This window comes from Cytobacillus kochii (assembly GCF_044790165.1).
GTDB classification, from domain to species: Bacteria; Bacillota; Bacilli; order Bacillales; family Cytobacillaceae; genus Cytobacillus; species Cytobacillus kochii.
Window position 1 is genome coordinate 3,890,312 of record NZ_CP085254.1, and the last position, 23,937, is coordinate 3,914,248.

The following is a 23,937-nucleotide window of genomic DNA, read 5'->3' on the forward strand; positions in this document are numbered from 1 at the left end:
AATGAAACAATGAATATCGATATTTCATTAAGTAATACCGATTACAATTAATCCATTTTTTAGTTAATTAAATTTTACTTAAATATGCTAAATTTGAATAAGAGCATAGGATTTGTTTAGAAGGAGTGGTTTGATGATAAATCGTAAAGAATTTTGTCCGTATTGCAATGCTAATTTACAAGGAGAACCTATTCCAATAGCATCGCAGAAAGCATATGGTGCAACTCATTTCACAAGAAAAATCGGAATCACATATATGGCAGCTGATAGGATTATTAAATGGCAATGTCCAGATTGTAACCAAGAGTGGCAGAGAGATTAATCACCAGATTTTATGTATTTCCAGAGTGACGAGCATTTAGCTTCGCTTGGGAAACATTAAACTTTTTGTGACGTGTGTATATACCAACTATGTACTCCCCCTTGATATGCGGGGGTAAATAATGTGTAAAATACCCCCTCACCTTTTCCAATACGAAGAAAATAATAAAAAGGTGATCAGAATAGCTGAATTAAGGCTCAATTGCAAGCTCTACGATCAAAACAGAATGGTCTGATATTTTACTAATACGTTCTTGATGTGAAAAATACGATTCTAGTATCTTTTCATGTAAAATAGGTGATGTAAAAACGTGATCAATCCTAAAACCGTTCCCCTTTATGCTATACCACGAATATCCATTAAAGTTACCATGAGTGTATCTCCATGTATCTATCCAACCTAAATCTAGCAAATTTCTCATGTATTCCATACCATAAAAAGGGGCACCTCCCGCATCTTCTGGCAAACCTGTATTGTAATCCCCTAGGATTATAGCTTTATTATTAACATTCTTTCTTGCAAATTCATTCACTTCTATCCAAAAATCCTTTTTTCCTTGTTTATCCTTTTTGGTAGGGATATGTATACCCACAATATGCAAGTCCTGCTGAATCAACTTAATCTCAAGCCACCGTTCCTTATTTTTTTCTCTTTGATAGGAAGATGGAAGTACTTCAAAGGGATAACGAGAAGCAAATAGTAGGTGGTTTTGTTTTGCTTCACCATTACTGGTAACGACATATTCATATCCACATTCCCTTAACTGTTTCTTGAGTTCCTCACCCTTTTCTCCACTCCAGTATTCACAAAGTAAAACAATATCAGCTGAGTGCTTGTTTATTTGTTGCACTATGCTATTAATACGTTGAAGTGACCCACCTTTATTTATATTCCATGTTAATATCTTCAACTTCCTATTCCTCCATTCCATGTTTTAAATCAAACTCCACTCTTCTATTGTTTCTTAACTGCTCTATATAAAGTTGCTCTGCCCTTATCTTGGTTATATCAGTTATCTCATTGACAGTCAGCTTATTAGTATTTCTATTATGGAACAAATCTAGAGCATGTTGAAGACCTCTGTGCCTATCAGTGTATTTATTAGGTCTTCCTTTATAAACACCTCTTTCCTTCGCTAACTCAATACCTTCCAATTGTCTTTCCTTGATCATGTCCGCTTCAAATTCAGTAATACCACTTAAGACAGTTATCATTAACTTACCAATAGCTGTAGGGATATCAACTTTATCACCACTCATATTCAAGACAATCAGACTTACATTCTTTTCGTTAAGTAATTCAATTGTACTTAATGCATCTCGTGTACTTCTAGCGAATTTGTCTAATTTCGTAACAACTATAGTGTCACCATCTTGGACTATCCCAAGTAGTTTATTAAACTCCTCTCTGTTATTCCTCTCTCTTCCACTGACCTTCTCCTTATATATCACTTCACAACCACTGTCTTTTATTGATTCATCTGCGCTGTCAAATTCTGTCCAATTGATGAAACTCTACCTAACCATACCTCATGTTCTATCACCTATTCTTCATTATTTATGATACATCATGAAGTAGCTATAATACTGAGTCAAGTATATGTTTCAATTGGGTGTACTCAAATGATACACTGGTGATCTAAGTTGATAGAAAACAAAAAAACAGCCCTTTTAATATGGAGGGCTGTTTTTTATCTTATTGAATATTGACATTTATACTATTTTTCATTCTTTTGGTTAGTTCAAGCATCTCTTCAATTTTACACACTATATGTTTCTGTTCTTCTAGTGGTGGAAGAGGAATAATTAAATTCCTTAATAAAGTTAAAAATACAAATGACTTTACTCCACCAGATGCTTTTTACGCATAACATCCTCAAAATAGTTCAATAAATGATAGATAAATGGCATATATATGCTTTTACTAGGATACTGTTTAAATAAGGCGACATTTTTTATACTAAAACTAATGTCTTTCTTCACTAAAACCGCATTACCAATACTACCAATCATTGCAAATAATATGTCATTATCCTCAACTTTTGAACGCTGTTCTATTTTAATATGATCTTCTTCGATAATAAATTTTATATCATCAAAACTAGGTTTCCATCCTTTTAATGCTTACTTGTAACTAAAGGAATGCTATCATTTACATATTTAGTGTATCATGAGTACCATCTCTAACATCTAAGAGTTCTTGCGCCGCCTTTACTCATACCCATGAATGGGAATTTCAAATGGTATTTCTTCATCAGTAATAGGTGTTAATACTTTTTCACTGTTAATTACTTTATCCTTAACAGTTTTTCTTTTTCTTTTTTTAGTATTTCTAGCAACAAACTAGCAGGTTCATCTCTTTTCCCACTCCTTAGGGATCGCTACAGCAGGACGACCAAACTTGCCCCCCCATCTTCCTTGCAACTGCTATGCCTTCAGATTTCCTTGACTTAATTTCATCTCTTTCCCTCTCAGCAAATGCCGTTAGCAATGTCAGAATGATTTTTTGAATAGCTTGTTTTCATAACGTCGTCCTGCTCATTGCTCGTGTTAATCATTGGTTCTTTTACGAAACACAATTGCACTCCATTTTTAACAAACCAATCATACTCACTCATTGTCTCATTCATATTTAGACCCATTCGGGTGATAGAATCAAACACGACTATATCCCCATCACGAACCATCTGCTTAAGTAATTGATACTTCGGACGGTCAAAGTCTTTTCCATTTGCCTTATCGATAAACATATCACGTTATCCAATGCCCTCAGCTTTCATAGTATCAATTTGCCTTGCCACCATTCCACCATACTGAGCGTCTGAGGGTGTGTGTTCTCGTAACTTTCTATGCTTCTGATTAAGGGTTCTGTCTATGGTGCAAAACATTTAAAAGAATGGTTATACAAATCTCTCAGGAAATCTTATTAAAATTGACAATTAAAAGAACTTGGAGAATTCCCTAATTTCTTCATCATTCTTGCGAAGCTAGTTATTCATGTTAATCTCCAGAGTGATGAGTAAATAGCAATTCTAGAAAAAATGCCTCCATTTCTTTATCACTCTTAGAGAATATCTCGTGTTTAGCTACAGTCAAGTTTCTAAGAACATCATCTAATCCTTTTGAAATAGAAACCAAATTTTCCTCCGACCCCTTAAGATGTTGACCATGTACTAACGTAGAGCGGTAATTATACGCATTTTTGATAAGTTTAAATAAATCTTTCTTAGATTCTTTTGAAGTTCCTAGCATTATCGCAACTCGTTCAGCTATTTTATGATTAACCTCTGATGTTCCAATTGTAAATAAACACTCCAGGGCATTACAATATGATACTATTTTCATTGGCAAAATAGCACTTCTTCTCGCACCTGCTGTAAAGTAGATTGCTCTGCCCATTCTATTAGAATTATTAACTTTGAATAAGTGATTAGAATTTGGTAACTGACCACCAAAAGTATCTTCTTCGTCCAATTCTTCTATAGTAGAGGGAACAAAATTGTGAATAGCTGTATGTATTTCAGAATCTGAGAATATTGATTCTTTTAGTTCATCAGTGGAATAGCTATAAATTTCCGATAATGATGCTTTGTAAGTACATCCATCCTCAAAATGTTTGTTATATGCTAGTAAAAAACCATCTCTTACATAAACATTATTATCTTTTATTTCCCAGAGACAATGAATAAATTCTTGAATTTGTCTTAGAAATATGAAGGTATATTTTGTTCCAATTTCATCCATTTTATCTTGTGTATGTATTTCACTAAATTCACCATCAATATAGACATAAACGCTATTTTCAAATTCATTTATTGAGTGAACACCAAGGGTACCACTCATTAATCTTGTTTCTAACGTTTCCGTTAAGACTTGAGAACCATTTGAAATTCTAGCACCTGAGAATAGTTCAGTTCCTTTGTTTTTTATAGTTTCTAACTTCATTCTATGAAGTACAGTAATAAATCTATATTTCATACTTTTCCCTCTTTCACAGTTTTTTATGATTTTTCTCACAACATAATATTAGTAAATTTTACCATTTTCAATATTTTAGTACAAGATGTTTTAATTATCCTAGAAATATCAAACTAATATAGAATTACACTACATTTACCAAGTGCCGAGGAACAGAGTGTCGCTGAAATGACACTTCGTTCCACTAAGACCAATCATTCTTTTCAATTTACAGCAGGGGCAAGGGATTTCTCTCTTTATAAAATCACAGTTTTATTAGTTATTGTGCTGACATGTTTTAGGTTTACACCAATGTTCCTTTCATCCGCTCCAATATCCAATAAGAGCGTCTTTACTAGGTTAACTTCTTGTTTCAATAAACTAGCGTAATTCTAATTTTTAAGTAACAGACAATCAGTAACAAACCAAACATAAGAAAACTGTAAAATGTTTATTATCGTAAACCGTATAAGAACAATCTAACAGTATCAAACTTTATTCAAAAAAAGACTAGATTTTTCCATCTAGTCTAAAAGACAGTAAATTTATTAAAATAATTACTTCTTATATTTCCTTAATCTATCGCTATTTAATAACAACATCAAAATTCTTCGTCTGTTTCCAATTCAATTATTTCTCCTAGTTGTGGAACTTTAAATTCCTCCATGGTTCGACTATTTCCGAATTTTTCCACAAGGTTTAGAATTTTCACTTCAAAATAACTATAGTCCTCTTCAATAAGTTGCCGTGTTTCTACATCAGTAACTTGGACAAACTCTGCTTTAAAATCTAATTGAGGATATTCTTCACTTATTTTTGTTACAAAAGATTCTTTAGTATCAGATGAAATTTCACTATCAGTATAAAAAAATACGAATAAAAACTTTTCCACTGAACCATTTTCAATTTGTGATATTACTTCTCTTCTTCTCGGTAGTCTAGGCACAATAATATTAACAGGTCTAATTCTGTTAATAAACCTTTCTGAAGCATTTATAGAGAACTCACTGTTAATAATAAATTTTTCACTTGATATTTTTTCAGTATACCTTCTTAAATATCTTGATATTTTACCATCCATGTCGTATTTTATTCTTTCATGTATCCCTAATACTAAGTCCAAATAATTTAGAGAATTGTACTGAGGTGTGCTAGGAATACCTCTAACAATATTAGCATTCTTAGAAACTACAGATAACAAGTCTTTTTGAATAATTTCTTCGTGTATTAACTTTTCTAGATAAAACTGATTAATTCCTTTATTAAATTGTGTATCAATCAATGTATCTGAAAGTACGATATCTATTCTAAATAACCCCTGAGTAGACATAGACACAAAACATTCCAAAGGAGTACCAAACAATATCCTACAGATAGTTGTATTATCGGTAGAGTCAGTTAGCTCTGTTATCCTTCCTCTTTGGTTAATCATCTTATACCCTTTTTGTGAATATAGATTTCTTATTACTTCGATTAGATTAAAGTCTTTATCAATTATTATACCTGTCATTGTCATTACAGTATTTTGATAGTCATCATCTGAATTTTTCAAAATCTCAGTTGAACTTTCAGCATCCAATTTCTGCACTCTTTCATTACTCTCATAATTAGTCTCTGATAAGAATTCAGATACAAAATTAACAAAGTTAGATGTAACTATAGTCCAGTTTATTATATCTTGGTGCGGTATTTTCACCTCAAATAATGAATCATAATCAGCTGATTGCCGTAGCATATACCCATATGCAAAAAAAGCCCCCATATTTATACATATGTATTTTTGGGATTTTGAAATTCTGTCCTCTTTTGAAGTTTCTCTAATTTTCGTTAGGATTGATTTAAGTTGATTTTCAAAACCATAACGTCGTGATGAAGTATCTACACCTAAGTTTTCTATATTTACCTTGTCCAAAGATTCTACCATGGTTTCAACCATCTCAAGAAATTTTTCTTCTTCAAGCAAATTTGAATAAAGTGGAAAAATCCAAGTAAATGGGTTTTCAAAACTTTTCATACGACCTGCATTCATTTCTTTGCTAGAAATAAAGTCTTCCTTTCCAGATTTAAGAATTTCGTCAATATTATTTATAAATACACCAAGAGCTATTGGTGTAAAATGCTCCAGCTTAGTCTCATCTTCACTTGTATTATCAAGTTCTAGTATTTTTTTGTCTATTAACATTTCTGATTTATAAAATTCTACCATGGACGCAAAACTATTATGTAATGAATAATACATGTTGCTTACACAAGTTCTACGTTGATTTTGAATCAAATTAATTTTAGCCGCTTTTGCATTTTGTAAAGCTGATTGGTAAAAAATCTTTGAGCGGGATATAAGATATTTATAGAAATTTTGTTTGTATCTTTCTCTGTCAATTTGTTCAAGCTTTTCGAAAGAGATAAAATTTTCAGTAACACTTGTTTTAGCTTTATTTTTATATAAGATAAAGGATGTTTTTTGGGATTCTGATATACTTATTGTGTATCCTTCACTTAATAAAAAATCAACAACTCTTTGTACTGGAAATTTTATATCTGGAACATCGTCGGCAATTAGATAAATCACCTCGTGCAACAAATCAAAATGCTCATTAATTAAATCATTCATAATAACACCCCACCCTAATTTGTAGATATATAAAGTAATAATAAAATTATTGAAGACATATTATACCAATTAATGTATTCTGTTAATAAAATCAAAATTTCATTTATTAACCTAATGTATTACAAAATTGAAAACTATATTTATGTTCCATTAATTTTTTCCCTTTATTATTTAACTATTTCCCATTCACCGTTGCAAACTGGACATTTCCAATTTACAGTTCTATCCTTTTTTTAATCGCACATTCCGATTTTTGGAAAAATACGCAGCATTACCATAAGCTTATTGAGACTCTTTTGGAATTTCCTCTCCCTGTAATCTTGCATTACCAAAGGGACAATTTTCCTTACTGTCTTTTCTTATAACAATTCCCTCCGACCTATTGAAATTGTGATAAAACAAATTGCACACGCTGCTATACCAATTGTTCTCATTGAAACATAATTCTCTCTATGCCATTTCATATACTTCTTCTGTCTCTCATTAATAGTAATAATCATAGTTTCATTGATATTTAGAAATACCTTAGTTGCTACATCTAAGCTTTCAGAAATCATGATTGATCCATCATCATCAAAACTCTACAAGGCATCCGACTCAACATCATCAATAATTTTTTCTACACGACGGGCAATAAGGTCTCGATAATAAATGGTCACTACGTATTTTCCACTCATATCCGCAACTCGTACATTGTGCAGTAACTTTTTCTCTACTTGAAACGTAATTTAATACCTTAACAGCACTATCCGACTTTATTAATACCTTTTGTTTATATACTTCAGCCCTTTTAACCTTGTTACTTTCCGCTAAAACAGATTTATTTACTATTTCCTTAGCTTTCTTGATTCGAGTTTTTTTACGTTTCTTAAGTTTAAGTAATTTCTTTGTAAGTAGTATCTGTTCTACAAATTGTTTATTTTGTAGCCTTTCATTTATAATACATTTTTTTAAGCAATTAGCCGATTCTGAAGCATCAATATTAAATCTAGTCTCTTCATCAGTCATTTGCTTAATTTCATCCAAAACAACCGATAATTTAATCAACTTTTTATCTTTTAATGTGTAATCATTTATCCCATGCTTATATTCTGCCTGAATAGAAATATAAGAGTTATCTATTTCATTATTTATTAGACTAGAAATTTTAAACTTCTCTTTCTTAAAAGCAAACATATTATAAAAGTCTTTCTCGAAATACTGTATTCCAGACTGACAATTTCTTGTAGTTTCATTATCAATGTAATACTCATGTTCTGTTTTATTTCCTTCATTATCAATGAAACTATAATCAAACCTAATAATAAACGGTTCTTTATCGACTTCAATACTTCGATTAACTCCGTTATTTGAAATGTTTATTTGGATATGACATGTGTTTAATAAATCATTATCTTCATTTATTTTTATTGAATAATTTTTAGACCTGTCTCCTAAAGAAAAAGACTCAAATTGACAAGAAGGAAATATCAATTTATATCTTTTAGGTCTCATTTCATCCTCTCTTTTTAGGTATAGATCCAATACTTCTTGATAAGGAACATCTTTATTGTTCTTATCTTCTAATTTTTTGTTCACGTTTTTAATTGGTTCACCAAAAATTTCATAAAAATTCAAATCACACTTTTTGGATTTCAGATATGTATAAAAGAGTTCTCTATACTCAGGATTATTTTCATATTTTATACTATAGATAAAATTTGTAATTGCTTCCTCACTGTAGATTTTCAGTTCTTCAAGTTTCTGGCTTATGTCTATTTTCAGCAAATCTAACGCTTGATTATATTCATCTTTAGCGATTTTATAAACTTTATATAATTTGTTTTTCTTTTCGCCCAATCTTTGCATTTCTTCAAAATCAATTATGTATCGTTTACACAATTCATTTAACTTAATTTTCACTTCATCATATTTTAATTGTATGTCACTATTTAGTTTATCTTTCTCTTTTTCTTCCAATAGATAAGTAATATCTCTAGGTAAGGAATGTTCAAAATTGAATCTTGTAAATCCATATTTGTAATAGGAATTTATACCGTTAACATCTTCAAGTAATAACCCTAGATAATCATCTATTTCAGAGTTGCTCATTTGTGAGTTTGAAAATCGAAACTTAACCCGTTTAAGATAAGAATTCAATTGATTAAAGCCAAAAAATGAAGGCAATAATCTTTGAAAGTACTCCTGTTCTTTTTCATCTAAATTTTCTTCTTCTACCTCTTCTAAAATAACCATATGGAAGTCTTGTAGAGTACAATTATTTTCTATAATATATTTGAAAATTTTACATGCTTTAAAATGCCCTTCATAGAAAGATGTAGATTTTGAAAAGAAATATTTATTATACTCATCATAAGAAAGCCTATTTAAAGCAAGAATTTCGGAAAAATGTTGTTTATATCTTCTTTGTATATCTTTTGCTTGTCCTATATAAATCGGAACAATCTTTTCAGAAGAGAAATTGTCTATGTAAATCATATAAATACCTGAAATATTATGTTTTGTTTCTGGTGTTACTTCCCTATTTAAATTTTTTTGTATTAATTGTTTTACCTTGTTTCTTATATTATCGATTTTTTTCACAACATTATCCATATAGTCCTCCCTTTCACTTTTTTATGTATAATCTCAATCAATAAAGATATTATAACAAACAATATAAAAGACGGGTTTTATTAGTTTGTGTAAGTCGATGTTATAAGTTCTGACTCATTGTTCAATTATCTGCTTCGATACAAGAGAAAGAAGAGCCTCAATTAAGAGACTCCTCTTTCGTCTGATACTCCAGGCGCTCCACCTTTAAATTTACTTTTATCAGTCTTGTAATGAGATTCCGCAAGCGGTAATGCCCATTGAGCAGTATGTTCTTTATGAACCCATCTTGTACAGTAATTCTTTGTAATTGAATTATTGATATGAAAGTATACAAAGTTTAGGATTTCCTCTTCATACAACGCTTTAAGATATTCTATAACAGACTTTCTGTTTATTCCTGTATCTTTTACAATTGTATCAATTTTAGTATATGAAATTGGAACGTTGCTTACACTGTAAAATACATTGCCTATCATATTAAGATAAGTTGCGAATATCTTTGGCTTATAATCGCTTTTCATTGCAACAATCTTTTGAATATCCTTGTAAAATACCTTAGCAAAATTCCATTGTTCGTCCCTACATGTTGGTTTGAAAAAGTAGTTGTTAGCAGGTTTTAAATCATATACCATACTTTCCATCGCTTTATCTTCGTAAATTTCGATATGTCCCATCTCTTGCAATCTGAGTAAGGATTCTTTTGTTCTTCCCTTGGTTAAACTTTGTTCCGTACTCATACCAATAAATCTCATTAAATGAGTAACTCCAGTATACGCTGCCCCGCAAAAGTTATTAGCTAGAGACTTTATGATTGCTAAATGGTAAACGTCTATTTCACCACCCTTACCTAATTGTTTTGTTTGTATTAACGACTTGGAAATCTTGATAAATGACTCTTCTCTCTCAAGAGTTATAGTTGATTTTTTCTCTGTACTCATTTGCTAATCTTTCTCCTTGAATATTTATTTATCTTCTCTCCTAAACGCAAAAGAGTTTTTTATGAGGTAACATGGGGGCTACGCCACCATGTGCCTCTACATTTCATCTATTATAATATCTTCTATCTATTCTTCTTCTATCTATTCCCCTACTGAAATCGCCCAATTAACTAGAAGATTACTAGTAGAATCTAATATATAGTGATACCTATTTTTTAGGTGCGATTTTTATTTTAACTAACTTGTTTTTGGGTGTGGTTTTATATATAACATTTAAACCCCACCTATATTCAGAGTGTACTAATCATTAAATCCAATAAGCGTCAATTACTTAAATTTGACTTCGGTAAATTGTTTACCACCAATAGTAATTGTTACCTTTTCGAAGAAACCTTCTACAATTCTATTGGCATACTGTGGTAATAGCATTGGTCCTAGAGTCTTTCTTGGTACTTCTTTTATAACTTCAATTAGAATCTTGGTATTTTTAGCAATATTGCAACCCTTACATAAAATCCAAGCATTTTCCTCAATACTTGCTTTATTAGCCTTAGAAATATTCTGTGCAAGCCTATGATCTACTTCTAAATTACTAATGTTCCCACAGATTTGGCAGAACCGACCGTACTTCTCAAAGGTTGCTTGCTTTTGTTGTCGGGTGAAATCACCCCCATTTCCCCTTCGTTTTTTCTCACGCTCACTATTACATGCCCTACAGGCACTAGTAAGTCCGTCATTTTTGCTTCTATCACTACTAAATTCTTCTTTCACCATTATTCTCTTGCATTTAGAACACATTTTTTTCATTTATACGAGTAGTCAATATCTATTCTCTCATTCTCATTACAATTACTACTCTATCCTCTCTTTCTTCTTTTGATATAATTTTTTTGTCTTTTTTTAGAACTATTTTACAAATTTATAAGTTAGCTATCATTTTCTTATAGTTCATAATTGATATTAGTATTATTAGACACACCTTTCTTTTATCGTAAAAACCCTTTTTTAGTAAGGGGTTTTTAGCTTTTTATCCCTTGTAAAGGTACTCTTAATGCTTATCGTATCGAAAATCCAACGCAGCTTTCTGTGAACAGGTACTAGTTTTATTACTTAAGTCTGTTCTTTTTATATTGCAATACATTTGTTTAATTTGAGGTGAATAACTTCTTATCACCCTAATCCCAATATGCTTATCAAATGGTAGTAGCTTTCTCAACTCTTGCTTTTAGATAGAAGAAAGCTGCATCGTTATCACTAATATTAAATCTCTTCATAATGTTTCTACATGCTTCATCTATTGTTTGTCCTTGATTGTCCATTAATTCTCTAGCGTAATGTATTTGTCCACTATATGTGATGTTTGTGGCATTCAAATATGGATATCCTTCCATATCAGCGATACGAATAATTCGTTGGGGAACATTCTCCCACTTTATCTGAAAGTTATTCCGCAGACCCCTTAAAATATAATCGCTCTCAGCTATTTTATAGCTTCTGATTGTTTTCCCTTTAACGCTCACATACTTGTTTTCTTTCATAGCAGACTTAATCATTCTTAATGTTTCCTTACTAATAGGTACTGTTCTGGATGTTAATAGCTCTCCTGTATCTTCATCCACTAGTTGAGGTATATTAATAGTCAGAGCATCCTCGTTTACATCTTGAATTCGGATATTTCTTAATTCTATAAATTTTCTCTTATGAGAAACACCATCAAATAGAAGATTTAAAATAACTCCATCTTGGGCATTTTCAGCATAACCACTTAATGCATCAACCTCTGCCTTAGGAAGGATCATATTCGCTTCCGCACTCTTGTCAAGAAATTTAGAGATATCTTCTTTTTTACCATAAAACCTTGCAACATTGTCTTTATCAGTATTGATTTTACCATTATGAATTGCATAGATAATGTATTGATCAATGGTTGATATAGAACTTTGAAGACTTCTAATAGTTGAAGCTTTCAGTTCCTTTAGTACCAGCTCAATGCTTTCTCTGTCAAAATCATAAATATCTTGATTTTTTTCTCGCTCGATCTTAGCAATTTTTCCAAACAAAGTTCTAGTTACCCGTTTTGTCTCTTCTGAATAACCCTTATAATCCATAAATGCTTCTTTATTTACTGAATTAAACATGTTACTGTTATTCACTTTCTACCCTCCATTCCAGTTCATTTTTGAGCCTATTAGAAAAAACAATAGAATGCCGTTACCCATGAATAAAGTATAACAGTGAGTAATGTTAATTGCAATACTTTTGTTTAATGATATTTAGTCTTTGATCATGCAAATAAATATCTTTCGTTGAAAATACATTCTTAAACTACAACATTAATAAGAGCCACCCTTCAAAGTAAAATGCAGAGTGCGATACTAAGTCATACATTTAAAGACTGGTAATCTACTTGTTTATGTACATTAATTCATAATCAACTAGTTTCTAATCTAAACCTAAATCACGAGGATGTCTTAACCTTTTATCCTTTTCATCTTCAAAGCATTTAACCTTGTCTTGATATGAAGTTAAAATACCTTCTACTTCTCTCTTCCTCAACACATATTTATCCTATCTCTAACTCAAGTTACAAAAAAGTAACTCGCCCTCACCAGTTCGGAATGCTTTGTTAGGGTTTGAGTTACTTTTTAGAATCTCTGTATTTCCAATTGGTCACCACGCACTGTGGAAGTGCCTAGGCGAAGCGTAAGTGTTACAGCACTAGCGTTCCTAGTTAAAGGATAACACAATTCTAATCTAATACAAAATTACAGGTTCGAACTAGTGTCGTATACAATATCTTCAGTCTAAGTTCTTCCTTTATAAAGACATCAATGGACTAGTTTGTGCTGCCATTTCTAAAATATTCTCAGTTTCAATTCCCATTAAATACCGTTTAGTAATTTGAATACTCTCATGTCCAGCTATTCTTGAACAACTGTATAGATCCAATCCGTTTCTCAAATTAGATTGAATAGAATAATGTCTTAAAGTATGTGGGCTACACCTAATCTCTTCTCTCACATTTGCTTTCATCCCTGCAGCTCGTACTATATTTTGGATTTGAACACTTGTTAATGGTCGCCCACTCCTTGATAAAAAGTAATTTCCATGTTCAAGATGCTTTTTCTTAAAATAGCCCTCTTTCAACCTATCATATCTAATCATATACTTCTTAAGCATTAAGCTCATCGGGACATATCTCCACTTTGCCCCTTTTCCAAGTACCTTGATATTTGTTTCGTTGAGCCAGTCAGATTGAAGATTAATCAGTTCGCTCATTCTAATACCTGTATCTACAAACATAGCAATTATTACTTTATTACGTGCATTCAAATAAGTTTTAAAATCATAAGAGGCAATCATTGCTGCTACTTCTTTATCAGTAAACGTTTGTATAATAACTTTTTCCTCTTTTAAAAACTTTACTCGTTCCGCAATATTATGACTCACATATTCCTCGTTAACCAAGTAGTTATAAAATGCCCTCAAGGACTTGATGATAGTATTAATGTAATTTGACTTATTTCCATTCTCTAGCTGCTGTTGCACAAACCTTTTAATGTGAACAGTTGAAATATCTTCAATCTCACTTATCTTATGGTGTTCCACTAAGTACGCCATAAGTTGGTCAATATTGTAGATATACGTTGCAATAGTCCTCTTAGAATAATTCTTAATCTGTAAATCAAATGTGAACTCCTTTTGTAAATCCTTAACTAACATAAAAAAACCTCCTATAAATGTGGGATTATCACACATAAATAGGAGGCTTAAAATAATATTGTTTGTACGACTTAATTCATGTTATTGTATCGCATAATTCATACCTCTAAAAAGTACCTTGTACGATACAATTCAGCCATAAATCTTAATGTTCAAGACATTATTTACTCAAGTTATAAAAAGATTTCAATCCATCATACACAGCTAAATCACCAAGCTCGTCTTCGATGCGAAGAAGCTGGTTGTATTTAGCGATACGATCTGTACGGCTCATTGAACCTGTTTTGATTTGACCAGCATTCGTAGCTACAGCGATATCAGCGATTGTTGCGTCTTCTGATTCGCCAGAACGGTGAGAAACAACTGCTGTGTAACCAGCACGTTTCGCCATTTCGATCGCTTCAAATGTTTCAGTTAACGTACCAATTTGGTTTACTTTAATAAGGATTGAGTTTCCTACACCTTGTTCAATTCCTTGTGCTAGCTTTTTCGTGTTTGTAACGAAAAGGTCATCCCCTACTAATTGAACTTTACCACCGATACGTTCAGTTAATAATTTGTGGCCTTCCCAGTCGTTTTCATCTAACCCATCTTCAATAGAGATGATTGGGAATTCAGAAACAAGCTCCTCGTAGAAAGAAACCATTTCTTCCGAAGATAATCCAAGACGACCTTCTCCAGTTAAATCATATTTGCCTGTTTCTTTGTTAAAGAATTCAGATGAAGCAACGTCCATTGCAAGGTAAATATCTTTACCTGCTTCATAACCTGCATTGCTAATCGCTTCAATGATGACTTCTAGCGCTTCACGGTTTGAGCCAAGGTTTGGAGCGAAGCCACCCTCGTCACCTACTGCCGTGTTTAAGCTTTTAGATGAAAGAACTTTTTTCAATGAATGGAAAACTTCAGCACCCATACGAATCGCTTCTTTGAATGTAGGAGCGCCAACAGGCATAATCATGAATTCTTGGAAATCAACATTGTTATCCGCATGAGAACCACCATTAATGATATTCATCATTGGTGTTGGTAATTGTTTTGCATTGAAACCACCAAGATAGCGGTATAATGGTAAACCAACAGACTCTGCTGCTGCATGAGCACAAGCCATAGAAACACCAAGAATCGCGTTTGCACCTAATTTGCCCTTATTTTCTGTGCCATCAAGTGCGATCATTGTACGGTCAATACCTACTTGATCAGTTACGTCAAAACCAATAATTGCTTCAGAAATTAAGTTATTCACATTATCTACTGCTTTTTGAACACCTTTACCTAAGTAACGGTCCTTGTCTCCGTCACGAAGTTCAACTGCTTCATATTCACCAGTTGATGCACCAGATGGTACAATCGCACGGCCGAAAAAGCCAGACTCGGTTAATACTTCTACTTCTACTGTTGGATTTCCACGTGAATCTAATACTTCACGAGCATATACATGTTGGATAAATGGCATGATAATCTCTCCTTTTTCATTGGCTGTCATCTTGTCAAACTTCATTTATATGTAAGGCACGCATGTTCACAAAGAAGTGAACACCGGCACTTATTTAATTAATGTAGAACCAGTCATTTCTTCAGGTTTAGACACTTTTAATAAATCAAGTATAGTTGGAGCTAAATCTCCTAATATCCCATCTTCACGTAATATTAGACCTTTTTCCGTTACAATAACAGGTACTGGATTAGTTGTATGAGCTGTCATTGGATGATCATCAAGAGTAATGACCTCATCCGCATTGCCATGGTCAGCGGTGATAATCGCTTTTCCACCTTTAGCAATAATGGCGTTTATCACTTTTCCCAGACATTCATCAACCGTTTCAACAGCTTTAATTGTTGGTTCTAGCATGCCTGAGTGCCCCACCATATCAGGGTTAGCAAAATTTAATATAATGGCATCATGCTTATCTTGACTAATTTCATTAAGCAAAGCATCTGTTACTTCGTAGGCGCTCATTTCAGGCTTTAAATCATAAGTAGCAACTTTAGGTGAGTTAATCAAAATCCGTTCTTCACCAGGAAATTTCGCTTCTCTTCCTCCACTCATAAAGAATGTAACATGAGGATACTTCTCTGTTTCTGCAATTCTCAGTTGCGTTAAGTGATTTTGTGAAAGTACTTCTCCAAGAGTATTATCTAGGTTTGTCGGTTTAAATGCAACATACCCGTCAACAGTTTCACTAAAATGGGTTAAACAAACAAAGAATAAAGTCTTTGGATGGCCTATACCACGATCAAATGAACGGAAGTCTTTGTTTGTAAACGTATTTGAAATCTGAATCGCGCGGTCAGGTCTAAAGTTGTAAAAAATCATGGCATCATTATCACTAACTTTTCCAACAGATGATCCATCTTCCTTCACAATAACAGAAGGAATAACAAATTCGTCATAAATACCGTTCGCATAACTATCTTCGACTAATTCATGGGCACTATGATAAGCAGGACCTTCGCCATACACCATCGAACGATAAGATTTCTCCACACGTTCCCAGCGGTTGTCACGATCCATTGAGTAATAACGACCTGAAATAGAGGCGAATTCACCTACACCAATTTCTTTCATTTTCGCTTCTGCTGCTTGAATATATCCTCTAGCTGTCTGCGGACCAACATCACGGCCATCAAGAAAACCATGGACATAGACCTTTTTTAATCCTTCGTCACTAGCTAGCTGAAGGAGGGCATACAAGTGGTTAATGTGACTATGCACACCACCGTCTGACAATAATCCCATCAGATGAAGGCTTGTATTGTTTTTCTTTGCATGATTAATCGCTGCAAGGAATGTTTCATTCTGCTCAAAGTGCCCCTCACGAATAGCCACATTTACTCTTGTTAAGCTTTGATAAACAATGCGCCCTGCTCCGATATTCATATGACCGACTTCGGAGTTCCCCATTTGTCCTTGTGGTAAACCAACCGCTTCTCCACTTGCTGTTAAATAAGCGTGTGGATACTCATTCCATAACCGATCAAAATTCGGTTTTTTCGCTTGAGCAACAGCATTGCCTTTGACTTCTTCTCTATGGGCAAAGCCATCAAGAATAATCAAAGCAACAGGTGATTTACTCATACTTACCCGCCTCCAATAATTGCAGGAAAGAAGATGGCTCAAGACTTGCGCCACCGACAAGTGCACCGTCAATATCCGCTTGACTCATATATTCTTTAATGTTTGCCGGTTTCACACTACCACCATATTGAATGCGAAGAGCTTCGGCAATTTCCTCAGAAAACTGTTTACTAACGACAGAACGAATATGGGCACATACTTCGTTTGCATCTTCCGCTGAGGATGACTTTCCTGTACCAATAGCCCATATCGGTTCATAAGCGATGATCGTCTGTTTTAATTGCTCATCAGATAACCCCGACAACGCTGCTTCAACTTGCTGGCCAACAAAACTCATTGTTTCATTGTTTTCTCTTTGCTCAAGTGTTTCACCTACGCAAATGATTGGCGTGAGGTTATGAGCAAATGCTGACTTCGCTTTTTTATTCACAGCCTCATCCGTTTCATTGAACATTTCGCGACGTTCTGAATGACCAATGATGACATATGATACACCTAAGTCTTGAAGTGCAACAGGACTGATTTCGCCAGTAAATGCGCCATTATCTTCAAAATGCATGTTTTGTGCACCAATGGCAATAGGCGAACCTTCCACACAATCAACAAGACGCTCTAAAAATAGGGCAGGTGCACATACGACCGTATCCATATCCATTTCATCTGGAACAAGACCGTTAATCTCTTCCATAAAGGACTTCGCCTCATTCATTGTTTTATGCATTTTCCAGTTACCTGCAATAATCGGCTTACGCATACTATCTCGTCCTTTCTTTTTATTACTTATTTATCATTTAAAGCGACAACACCTGGAAGGGCTTTTCCTTCCATAAATTCTAATGATGCACCGCCACCTGTTGAAATATGACTCATACGATCAGCAAAATGGAATTTCTCGACTGCTGCGGCAGAATCCCCACCACCGATAACAGAGTATGTGTCATTTGCTTCCGCTAATGCTTCTGCTACTGCTTTTGTTCCACCAGCAAACTGATCCATTTCAAATACACCCATCGGTCCATTCCAAATGACTAGCTTACTATCTGCAATTACTTCACTATATAAATTAGCCGTTTCAGGACCAATATCTAATGCCATCCAATCTCCTGGAATCTCGTTAATAGCCACTGTTTTACTATCTGCGTCTTCAGCGAAACGATCAGCAACAACAGCATCAATTGGCATCAGAAATTTCACGCCTTTTTCTTCCGCTTTTTTCATAAACGTTTTCGCTAATTCTAATTTATCTTCTTCTAATAGAGAATTGCCGATATCATGGCCTTGTGCTTTTACAAACGTAAAGGCTAAACCGCCACCGATAATTAAATTATCTACTTTATCTAATAGATTATCAATGACATCGATTTTATCTTTTACCTTTGCACCACCAATGATAGCTGTAAATGGTCTGTCTGGGTTTGACAGTGCCTTGCCTAACACTTCTAATTCTTTTTCCATTAGTAAACCAGAAACCGCTGGGATATGGTGGGCAATTCCTTCTGTTGATGCATGTGCACGATGCGCCGCACCAAAAGCATCATTTACATAAACATCTGCTAATTGGGCAAAAGCCTTAGCAAGTTCAGGATCATTCTTCTCTTCACCTGGGTAAAAGCGAACATTCTCTAGTAATAGAACATCGCCCTCATCTAAACCATCTACTGCCTGTTCTACTTTTTCTCCGTACGCCTCATCTGCATAGGCAACATTTTTTCCTAGCAAGGCAGATAATCTTTCTGCAACAGGAGTTAACCTTAACTCTTCTACTACTTGTCCTTTTGGACGCCCTAAATGAGAAGCTAAAATCACTTTCGCTCCTTGGTCAATTAGATAGTTAATTGTCGGAATCGCTGCGCGGATACGTGTTTCATCCGTAATTTGACCCTCTTTCATTGGCACATTAAAGTCTACACGACAAAATACGCGTTTTCCTTTTAGTTCAACATCTTTTACGCTCTTTTTGTTCATAGTAAAAGGCCCTCCTAAACATAATAATAGACTATTTTCTAGTTAGCTGCTTGTACTACAAGAAAGGCGAATGTTCATTCATTTATATGTATAAAAATCACCGTTTTCTTTCTTACTCGCGCAAGAAAAGCGCGAAAACGTTTAGAAAAAGTCAAAATAAAAGGGAGAGGTATGGTCCCTTTCTCCCTTCACCATTTATCATTATAGACGTTCATTCATCTAATATCCATAAAGATGTGAGTTTGTAAGCAAAATTTTATTTTTAATGTTTACCAAACCTACATTTATAATCCTTTTTCAGCCATATATTCCATTAAATCAATTACTCTGTGAGAATAACCACTTTCATTGTCATACCATGAAATGACTTTGACCATATTGCCTTCCATGACCATTGTAGATAATCCATCAACGGTTGATGATGCAGGATTGCCATTGTAATCACCTGAAACTAATGGTTCCTCACTAAAGCTAAGAATATCCTTTAACTCTCCATTTGCGGCAGATTTCAATGCTTCATTCACTTCATCGACTGTGACATCTTTATCAAGCTCGGCAACTAAATCAACTAGAGAAACATTCGGTGTTGGAACACGAATGGCACCACCATTTAATTTCCCTTTTAATTCTGGTAGAACAAGGGAAACGGCTTTTGCTGCTCCAGTTGTTGTTGGAATAATATTTTCTGCAGCTGCTCTTGCTCGACGATAATCTTTATGAGGCAAGTCAAGAATTTGCTGGTCATTTGTATAGGAGTGGACAGTTGTCATCATTCCACGTTTGATTGTAAATGAATCATGTAAAACTTTCGCCAACGGTGCTAAGCAATTCGTCGTACAGGAAGCATTTGATACGATATGATGGTTGTCAGGATCATATGACTCATGGTTCACACCCATTACAATCGTTAAATCTTCATCGGTTGCCGGAGCAGATATAACCACTTTCTTCGCACCTGCTTCTAAGTGTTTCGCTGCATCTGCTCGTTTTGTAAAGCGGCCTGTAGATTCAACAACTAACTCAACACCTAAATCACCCCAACCAATATCAGCTGGATTTCTTTCTGCTAACACTTTAACCTTTTTGCCACCTACGATTAAGTTATCGCCGTCTACCTTTACCTCGTGCGGAAATGCTCCATGAATGGAGTCGTATTTTAATAAATGAGCAAGCATATTCGCATCTGTTAAGTCATTTATCGCAACGATTTCTACATTTTCCTTTTCAAAGCTTGCACGAAATACGTTTCTGCCAATTCTTCCAAATCCGTTTATTCCCACTTTGATTGTCATAGTATGAAACCTCCGTTAATTAATTGTTTTTAGTAATTCCTGTGCCACAATCTCATCTGTGACAAGTATTGTTTGTTTCGGTGCTTGTTTCATGTAGGCAGCAATCGCTTTAGCCTTTGTTGATCCACCTGCAACGGCAATCACATAACTTGCATGTTGCAAATCTTCTAGTTGTAGTCCTACCGTTTGCAAACGATGGACCACTTTACCTTCTTCATTAAAGTAATACCCGAATGCTTCAGCAATCGCACCTGATTCTGTTAATTCCTTTATATTTCCCGTATGGGTACCACGTCTTTCTGCCATCTCAAGTGCATTGCCAATACCGTGAATAACGATATTCGCCTTTTTTATCACTTTCAGCACTTGCTTAATTTCTGGTTCCTTGATGATGGATTGATACATTTCTTCACCGACGACATCTGGGACATACAATGTTTGGTATGTGCCGCCCGATTCTTCTGCCATTCGCGCCGCTAATGTATTGGCTTGGAATCTCATATCTGTGCCGACGCCTCCACGGGCTGGAACAAATAAGACATCCGACATATGTTGCTGTTTCCTAAGCGCTTCAGCTACAGTTGAAATTGTGGATCCACCCGTTACTGCAATGGTCATCCCTCCATTAGCTATCACCTGAACAAGTCGGGCTACTTCTTTTCCTAACTCTGACTTTACTGTTTCATCCTTATCAGTATCCCCATAAGTAAGTAGTACCTTTTCTATTTGAAGCATTTTAGTCAAATTTATTTCTTTATCATTTAATCCCGACCATTCTTTAATCACCTCGTGAAGATCTACAAGGAGATGCTTTCCAGCCTCCGATAGTTTCGTTCCTTGTGCATCTACAATAATTAAGCCTTGTTCTCTTAAAAAATCGAGTTCTCCGCGTAATACTCTTTCGGTCATGCCTACTTTTGTCGCTAAACTCCTTCTTCCTACAGGCTCCATTAAAGAGGTTTGTTGCAAAATTTCATATCGTCTTTTCATTATTTCCATCAAGTCTGGAATTACTTTTTGAGTAACATTCATCCACTTATTCAATTTCTTACTCCTTTACATGGACATTATATGTCCACGCAAGACATTTTGTGTCCCACGAGAATAAAAATATATAATGAAGTCAAAACTTCATTTTTTTCTTCTTTATTCTTATACCCTTTTTACACTATTTTAATCATTAATCTTTAAAAATAACCCTACAACTTTATATTAGCAGGGTTATTTTTATTTTTCAATCATTTATCATTTTCCCCACTTAACTTCTCAGAAAGAGTGGCATAATCTACTTGTCCATATTGAAGGATCTCACCGTCTACTTCAATAACTGGAATCATTAAACCAAAGCGTTCTGTTAGATCATCACTTGTTTCAATATCAATGGCTTCATATTGAAATAAACTTTCTTCTTGGACCATCTCAATGACAAGCTCAGCTTGCTCACATAAGGGGCATCCTTTTCTTGTATACAGTTTAACAATCTGCAATAATCATCCACCCCACTCTTTATTCGTATCTTTTTCTTTTTGAAGAAGATGGAATTTTTAATTGATCACGATATTTTGCAACTGTTCTTCTTGATATTACAATACCTTTTTCCTCTTCTAATCGCTTAACTATCACTTGATCTGAAAGAGGTTTCTTCTTATCTTCACCTTTGACCATGTCACTTATTGCGTTTTTCGCCTGCTCAGATGATGTATTCTCATATGACGTCGTCTTAATCGTACTAGAAAAAAAGGATCGCAATTCAATCGTTCCAAATGGCGTTTGCGCATATTTTTCACGGACCGCACGACTGACCGTTGATTCATGTATCTCTAATTCATCAGCTATCTCTTTCATTGTCATCGGTTGCAAATAATTTGGGCCCTTCCAGAAGTAATCAGGCTGTTTTTCAACAATTTTTAATGCTACTTTTAATAATGTTTCTTTTCTTTGCTCTATACTTCTAGCAATCCATTGAAAATCCGTTTTTTTCTCTTGCAAAAAACGATTCACTTCTTGATCTCCGCCTGCTTGAAACTTACGAAAATAGCTCTCATTAAAGCGAATCTTTGGTAGCACATCATCATAAATACTTACAGAAAAAGTCCCATCTTCCCACTGAATAACGACTTCTGGTGTAATATATGGTGCTAACTCATTTTGGAAGGCTGCAGCTGGTCTTGGATTAAGTGTTTGCACAAGATCAAAAACTTCTTGGATTTCTTTTATGTCTACCTTCATTTTTTTCGCAATTTCTTTCCATTTCTTATCAGCAAAAAGAATAAAATAATCACTAATGATTTTCTCAGCGATTTCATTATAAGGGTGAAGTCTCTCTAATTGTAACCATAGACACTCCTGTAAATCTCTCGCTGCTACTCCTGCGGGTTCTAAACTTTGAATCTCAATCAACGCTTCATTCATATCCTCTTCACTTACGTTGAATTTTTCCGCAACAGTTTGTAGGTCTGTTTGTAAGTAACCGTTTTCATCTAAACATCCAATGAGATAGGAAATGAGTTTATATTCCATATGATTTAATTCTGCGATCGCTAACTGCGAATGTAAGTATTCTTGTAATGTGGTATGGTTTTTTGAACCGATTTGTTCAATCCAGTCCTGTTTATTGTCATCTACTTTTTGTTTTGATGGTTTCATTCGATCAAATCTCGAATCGGCTGCTTGTGCAGGACTCGCTTCAATTTGCATAAGGGGATTCTCTAACGCCTTACTTTCCAAAAAGGCAGATAATTCTTGTGTATTATATTGTAACAGCGCAATCGCTTGTGTAAGCTCTTGTGTCATGGTCAATTTTAATGTTTGCTGTTGCCATAACCCTGCTTTCAAGTTCATTCTAAAAACCCCCTTATTCCCATTCTACAATAATCATCTGAAATAGTGTATAGAAATAAATTGGTAGCTCACTACATAACTATTCAGATTGTAGAGTAAATATCATCAAAAAAGAAAAAGGAAGATTTGTGGAAACTAAACAATTATTAGATTTTTCAGTTATTTTTCCCTTTAGTTACAAAAAGGACGTTTATCGACCATACTCTATGAATATGTGATAGAATCTATCATATTGGGCAAATTTTACGAAAGTAAAAGACGCAAAGCCACGGGCCTAAAGCATATATTGTCATGGCAGCCGGGTTGCAGATGTGTGAGGTGATTATTTTCGCTTGAATCACCTTTACTTCTTATGGACTTTCTAAAGGTCTCCTATATAAAAACCTTTCTAATTTTGCCTAAATTTCCCACAAAAAAGAAAGGTGTGTCTTATGATCTATCCAACCGTTCAAAGCGAAGAAACCCATTTAACCCACATTGTAAAAGACCAACACTCTTGTATATGCGGTTTCCGCTATAATGTTTTTGCTACATTTACGAGGAAAGATTTGAAGAAAATCCAATTTAGATCGAATGAAAAAATTACTTGTCCCGTATGCAAAGCAACAGTAAATG

General features: G+C 34.2%; 21 protein-coding genes and 1 riboswitch. Of the genes, 1 reads left to right on the forward strand and 20 read right to left on the reverse strand.

All coding sequences use genetic code 11. The annotated features are described in order from the left end of the window. Positions 1 to 133 precede the first annotated feature (133 nt). On the forward strand, positions 134 to 322 hold the full coding sequence (locus tag LG276_RS19935) for a hypothetical protein (RefSeq protein WP_404292611.1): 189 nt from the start codon (positions 134 to 136) through the stop codon (positions 320 to 322). Between the two features lie 190 nt (positions 323 to 512). Here the strand turns inward: LG276_RS19935 and LG276_RS19940 are convergent, their stop codons facing one another. The 20 genes from LG276_RS19940 to rpoN all read right to left on the reverse strand — a co-directional run bounded on the left by LG276_RS19940 (position 513) and on the right by rpoN (position 23,322). Then, positions 513 to 1,232: an endonuclease/exonuclease/phosphatase family protein gene (locus LG276_RS19940; RefSeq protein WP_404292613.1), complete on the reverse strand. Its 720-nt coding sequence runs from the start codon at positions 1,230 to 1,232 to the stop codon at positions 513 to 515. Between the two features lie 4 nt (positions 1,233 to 1,236). Beyond that, the gene (locus tag LG276_RS19945) at positions 1,237 to 1,773 is read right to left on the reverse strand and encodes a recombinase family protein (protein WP_404292615.1); all 537 of its coding nucleotides are present in this window, start codon (positions 1,771 to 1,773) and stop codon (positions 1,237 to 1,239) included. 244 nt (positions 1,774 to 2,017) lie between these two features. Next, positions 2,018 to 2,128, reverse strand: a complete 111-nt coding sequence (locus LG276_RS19950; RefSeq protein WP_404294463.1) for a hypothetical protein — start codon at positions 2,126 to 2,128, stop codon at positions 2,018 to 2,020. 564 nt (positions 2,129 to 2,692) lie between these two features. Next, on the reverse strand, positions 2,693 to 2,812 hold the full coding sequence (locus LG276_RS19955; protein ID WP_404292617.1) for a hypothetical protein: 120 nt from the start codon (positions 2,810 to 2,812) through the stop codon (positions 2,693 to 2,695). Further along, on the reverse strand, positions 2,793 to 3,071 hold the full coding sequence (locus LG276_RS19960; protein ID WP_404292619.1) for a recombinase family protein: 279 nt from the start codon (positions 3,069 to 3,071) through the stop codon (positions 2,793 to 2,795). Before LG276_RS19960 ends, LG276_RS19955 begins: the two co-directional genes overlap by 20 nt. Positions 3,072 to 3,321: 250 nt before the next feature. Beyond that, positions 3,322 to 4,299 (reverse strand): hypothetical protein, encoded by a 978-nt coding sequence (locus LG276_RS19965; protein ID WP_404292621.1) that lies wholly within the window; start codon positions 4,297 to 4,299, stop codon positions 3,322 to 3,324. Between the two features lie 580 nt (positions 4,300 to 4,879). After that, on the reverse strand, positions 4,880 to 6,889 hold the full coding sequence (locus LG276_RS19970; protein WP_404292623.1) for a hypothetical protein: 2,010 nt from the start codon (positions 6,887 to 6,889) through the stop codon (positions 4,880 to 4,882). 606 nt (positions 6,890 to 7,495) lie between these two features. Then, complete coding sequence (locus tag LG276_RS19975; protein ID WP_404292625.1) at positions 7,496 to 9,484, reverse strand: excinuclease ABC subunit C; 1,989 nt, start codon at positions 9,482 to 9,484, stop codon at positions 7,496 to 7,498. Between the two features lie 161 nt (positions 9,485 to 9,645). Continuing rightward, the gene (locus tag LG276_RS19980; RefSeq protein ID WP_404292627.1) at positions 9,646 to 10,422 is read right to left on the reverse strand and encodes a hypothetical protein; all 777 of its coding nucleotides are present in this window, start codon (positions 10,420 to 10,422) and stop codon (positions 9,646 to 9,648) included. A 327-nt stretch (positions 10,423 to 10,749) separates the two neighbouring features. Then, positions 10,750 to 11,193, reverse strand: a complete 444-nt coding sequence (locus LG276_RS19985) for an HNH endonuclease (RefSeq protein WP_404292629.1) — start codon at positions 11,191 to 11,193, stop codon at positions 10,750 to 10,752. A gap of 422 nt (positions 11,194 to 11,615) precedes the next feature. Further along, complete coding sequence (locus tag LG276_RS19990; protein ID WP_404292631.1) at positions 11,616 to 12,575, reverse strand: hypothetical protein; 960 nt, start codon at positions 12,573 to 12,575, stop codon at positions 11,616 to 11,618. Positions 12,576 to 13,239: 664 nt separating this feature from the next. Continuing rightward, positions 13,240 to 14,145, reverse strand: a complete 906-nt coding sequence (locus tag LG276_RS19995) for a tyrosine-type recombinase/integrase (RefSeq protein WP_404292633.1) — start codon at positions 14,143 to 14,145, stop codon at positions 13,240 to 13,242. 160 nt (positions 14,146 to 14,305) lie between these two features. Beyond that, positions 14,306 to 15,601 carry a phosphopyruvate hydratase gene (gene eno, locus LG276_RS20000; RefSeq protein WP_095371910.1) on the reverse strand — a complete coding sequence of 432 codons (1,296 nt, stop codon included), beginning with the start codon at positions 15,599 to 15,601 and terminating at the stop codon, positions 14,306 to 14,308. A gap of 90 nt (positions 15,602 to 15,691) precedes the next feature. After that, the gene (gpmI, locus tag LG276_RS20005; protein ID WP_404292635.1) at positions 15,692 to 17,224 is read right to left on the reverse strand and encodes a 2,3-bisphosphoglycerate-independent phosphoglycerate mutase; all 1,533 of its coding nucleotides are present in this window, start codon (positions 17,222 to 17,224) and stop codon (positions 15,692 to 15,694) included. Beyond that, the gene (tpiA, locus tag LG276_RS20010; protein WP_404292637.1) at positions 17,217 to 17,978 is read right to left on the reverse strand and encodes a triose-phosphate isomerase; all 762 of its coding nucleotides are present in this window, start codon (positions 17,976 to 17,978) and stop codon (positions 17,217 to 17,219) included. Before tpiA ends, gpmI begins: the two co-directional genes overlap by 8 nt. A gap of 26 nt (positions 17,979 to 18,004) precedes the next feature. Further along, positions 18,005 to 19,189: a phosphoglycerate kinase gene (locus LG276_RS20015; RefSeq protein ID WP_251162086.1), complete on the reverse strand. Its 1,185-nt coding sequence runs from the start codon at positions 19,187 to 19,189 to the stop codon at positions 18,005 to 18,007. A gap of 284 nt (positions 19,190 to 19,473) precedes the next feature. Beyond that, entirely contained in the window at positions 19,474 to 20,481 is a 1,008-nt protein-coding gene (gene gap, locus LG276_RS20020) for a type I glyceraldehyde-3-phosphate dehydrogenase (RefSeq protein WP_224937085.1), read from the reverse strand. A gap of 15 nt (positions 20,482 to 20,496) precedes the next feature. After that, positions 20,497 to 21,525, reverse strand: coding sequence for a sugar-binding transcriptional regulator (locus LG276_RS20025; RefSeq protein WP_404292639.1), 1,029 nt, complete (start codon positions 21,523 to 21,525; stop codon positions 20,497 to 20,499). A gap of 194 nt (positions 21,526 to 21,719) precedes the next feature. Then, the gene (locus LG276_RS20030; protein WP_224937087.1) at positions 21,720 to 21,968 is read right to left on the reverse strand and encodes a glutaredoxin family protein; all 249 of its coding nucleotides are present in this window, start codon (positions 21,966 to 21,968) and stop codon (positions 21,720 to 21,722) included. A 19-nt stretch (positions 21,969 to 21,987) separates the two neighbouring features. Further along, on the reverse strand, positions 21,988 to 23,322 hold the full coding sequence (gene rpoN, locus LG276_RS20035; protein WP_224937088.1) for an RNA polymerase factor sigma-54: 1,335 nt from the start codon (positions 23,320 to 23,322) through the stop codon (positions 21,988 to 21,990). Positions 23,323 to 23,547: 225 nt separating this feature from the next. Beyond that, a riboswitch (cyclic di-GMP riboswitch) is annotated at positions 23,548 to 23,633 on the forward strand. The last annotated feature ends 304 nt before the right edge of the window (positions 23,634 to 23,937 follow it).

Bases quoted from the DNA above. Each gene is read 5' to 3' on its own strand.
- LG276_RS19935 (WP_404292611.1), top strand. From the start codon at position 134: ATGATAAATCGTAAAGAATTTTGTCCGTATTGCAATGCTAATTTACAA.
- LG276_RS19960 (WP_404292619.1), bottom strand. From the start codon at position 3,071: ATGTTTATCGATAAGGCAAATGGAAAAGACTTTGACCGTCCGAAGTAT.
- LG276_RS19965 (WP_404292621.1), bottom strand. From the start codon at position 4,299: ATGAAATATAGATTTATTACTGTACTTCATAGAATGAAGTTAGAAACT.
- LG276_RS19970 (WP_404292623.1), bottom strand. From the start codon at position 6,889: ATGAATGATTTAATTAATGAGCATTTTGATTTGTTGCACGAGGTGATT.
- LG276_RS19975 (WP_404292625.1), bottom strand. From the start codon at position 9,484: ATGGATAATGTTGTGAAAAAAATCGATAATATAAGAAACAAGGTAAAA.
- LG276_RS19980 (WP_404292627.1), bottom strand. From the start codon at position 10,422: ATGAGTACAGAGAAAAAATCAACTATAACTCTTGAGAGAGAAGAGTCA.
- LG276_RS19995 (WP_404292633.1), bottom strand. From the start codon at position 14,145: ATGTTAGTTAAGGATTTACAAAAGGAGTTCACATTTGATTTACAGATT.
- eno (WP_095371910.1), bottom strand. From the start codon at position 15,601: ATGCCATTTATCCAACATGTATATGCTCGTGAAGTATTAGATTCACGT.
- gpmI (WP_404292635.1), bottom strand. From the start codon at position 17,224: ATGAGTAAATCACCTGTTGCTTTGATTATTCTTGATGGCTTTGCCCAT.
- tpiA (WP_404292637.1), bottom strand. From the start codon at position 17,978: ATGCGTAAGCCGATTATTGCAGGTAACTGGAAAATGCATAAAACAATG.
- LG276_RS20015 (WP_251162086.1), bottom strand. From the start codon at position 19,189: ATGAACAAAAAGAGCGTAAAAGATGTTGAACTAAAAGGAAAACGCGTA.
- gap (WP_224937085.1), bottom strand. From the start codon at position 20,481: ATGACAATCAAAGTGGGAATAAACGGATTTGGAAGAATTGGCAGAAAC.
- rpoN (WP_224937088.1), bottom strand. From the start codon at position 23,322: ATGAACTTGAAAGCAGGGTTATGGCAACAGCAAACATTAAAATTGACC.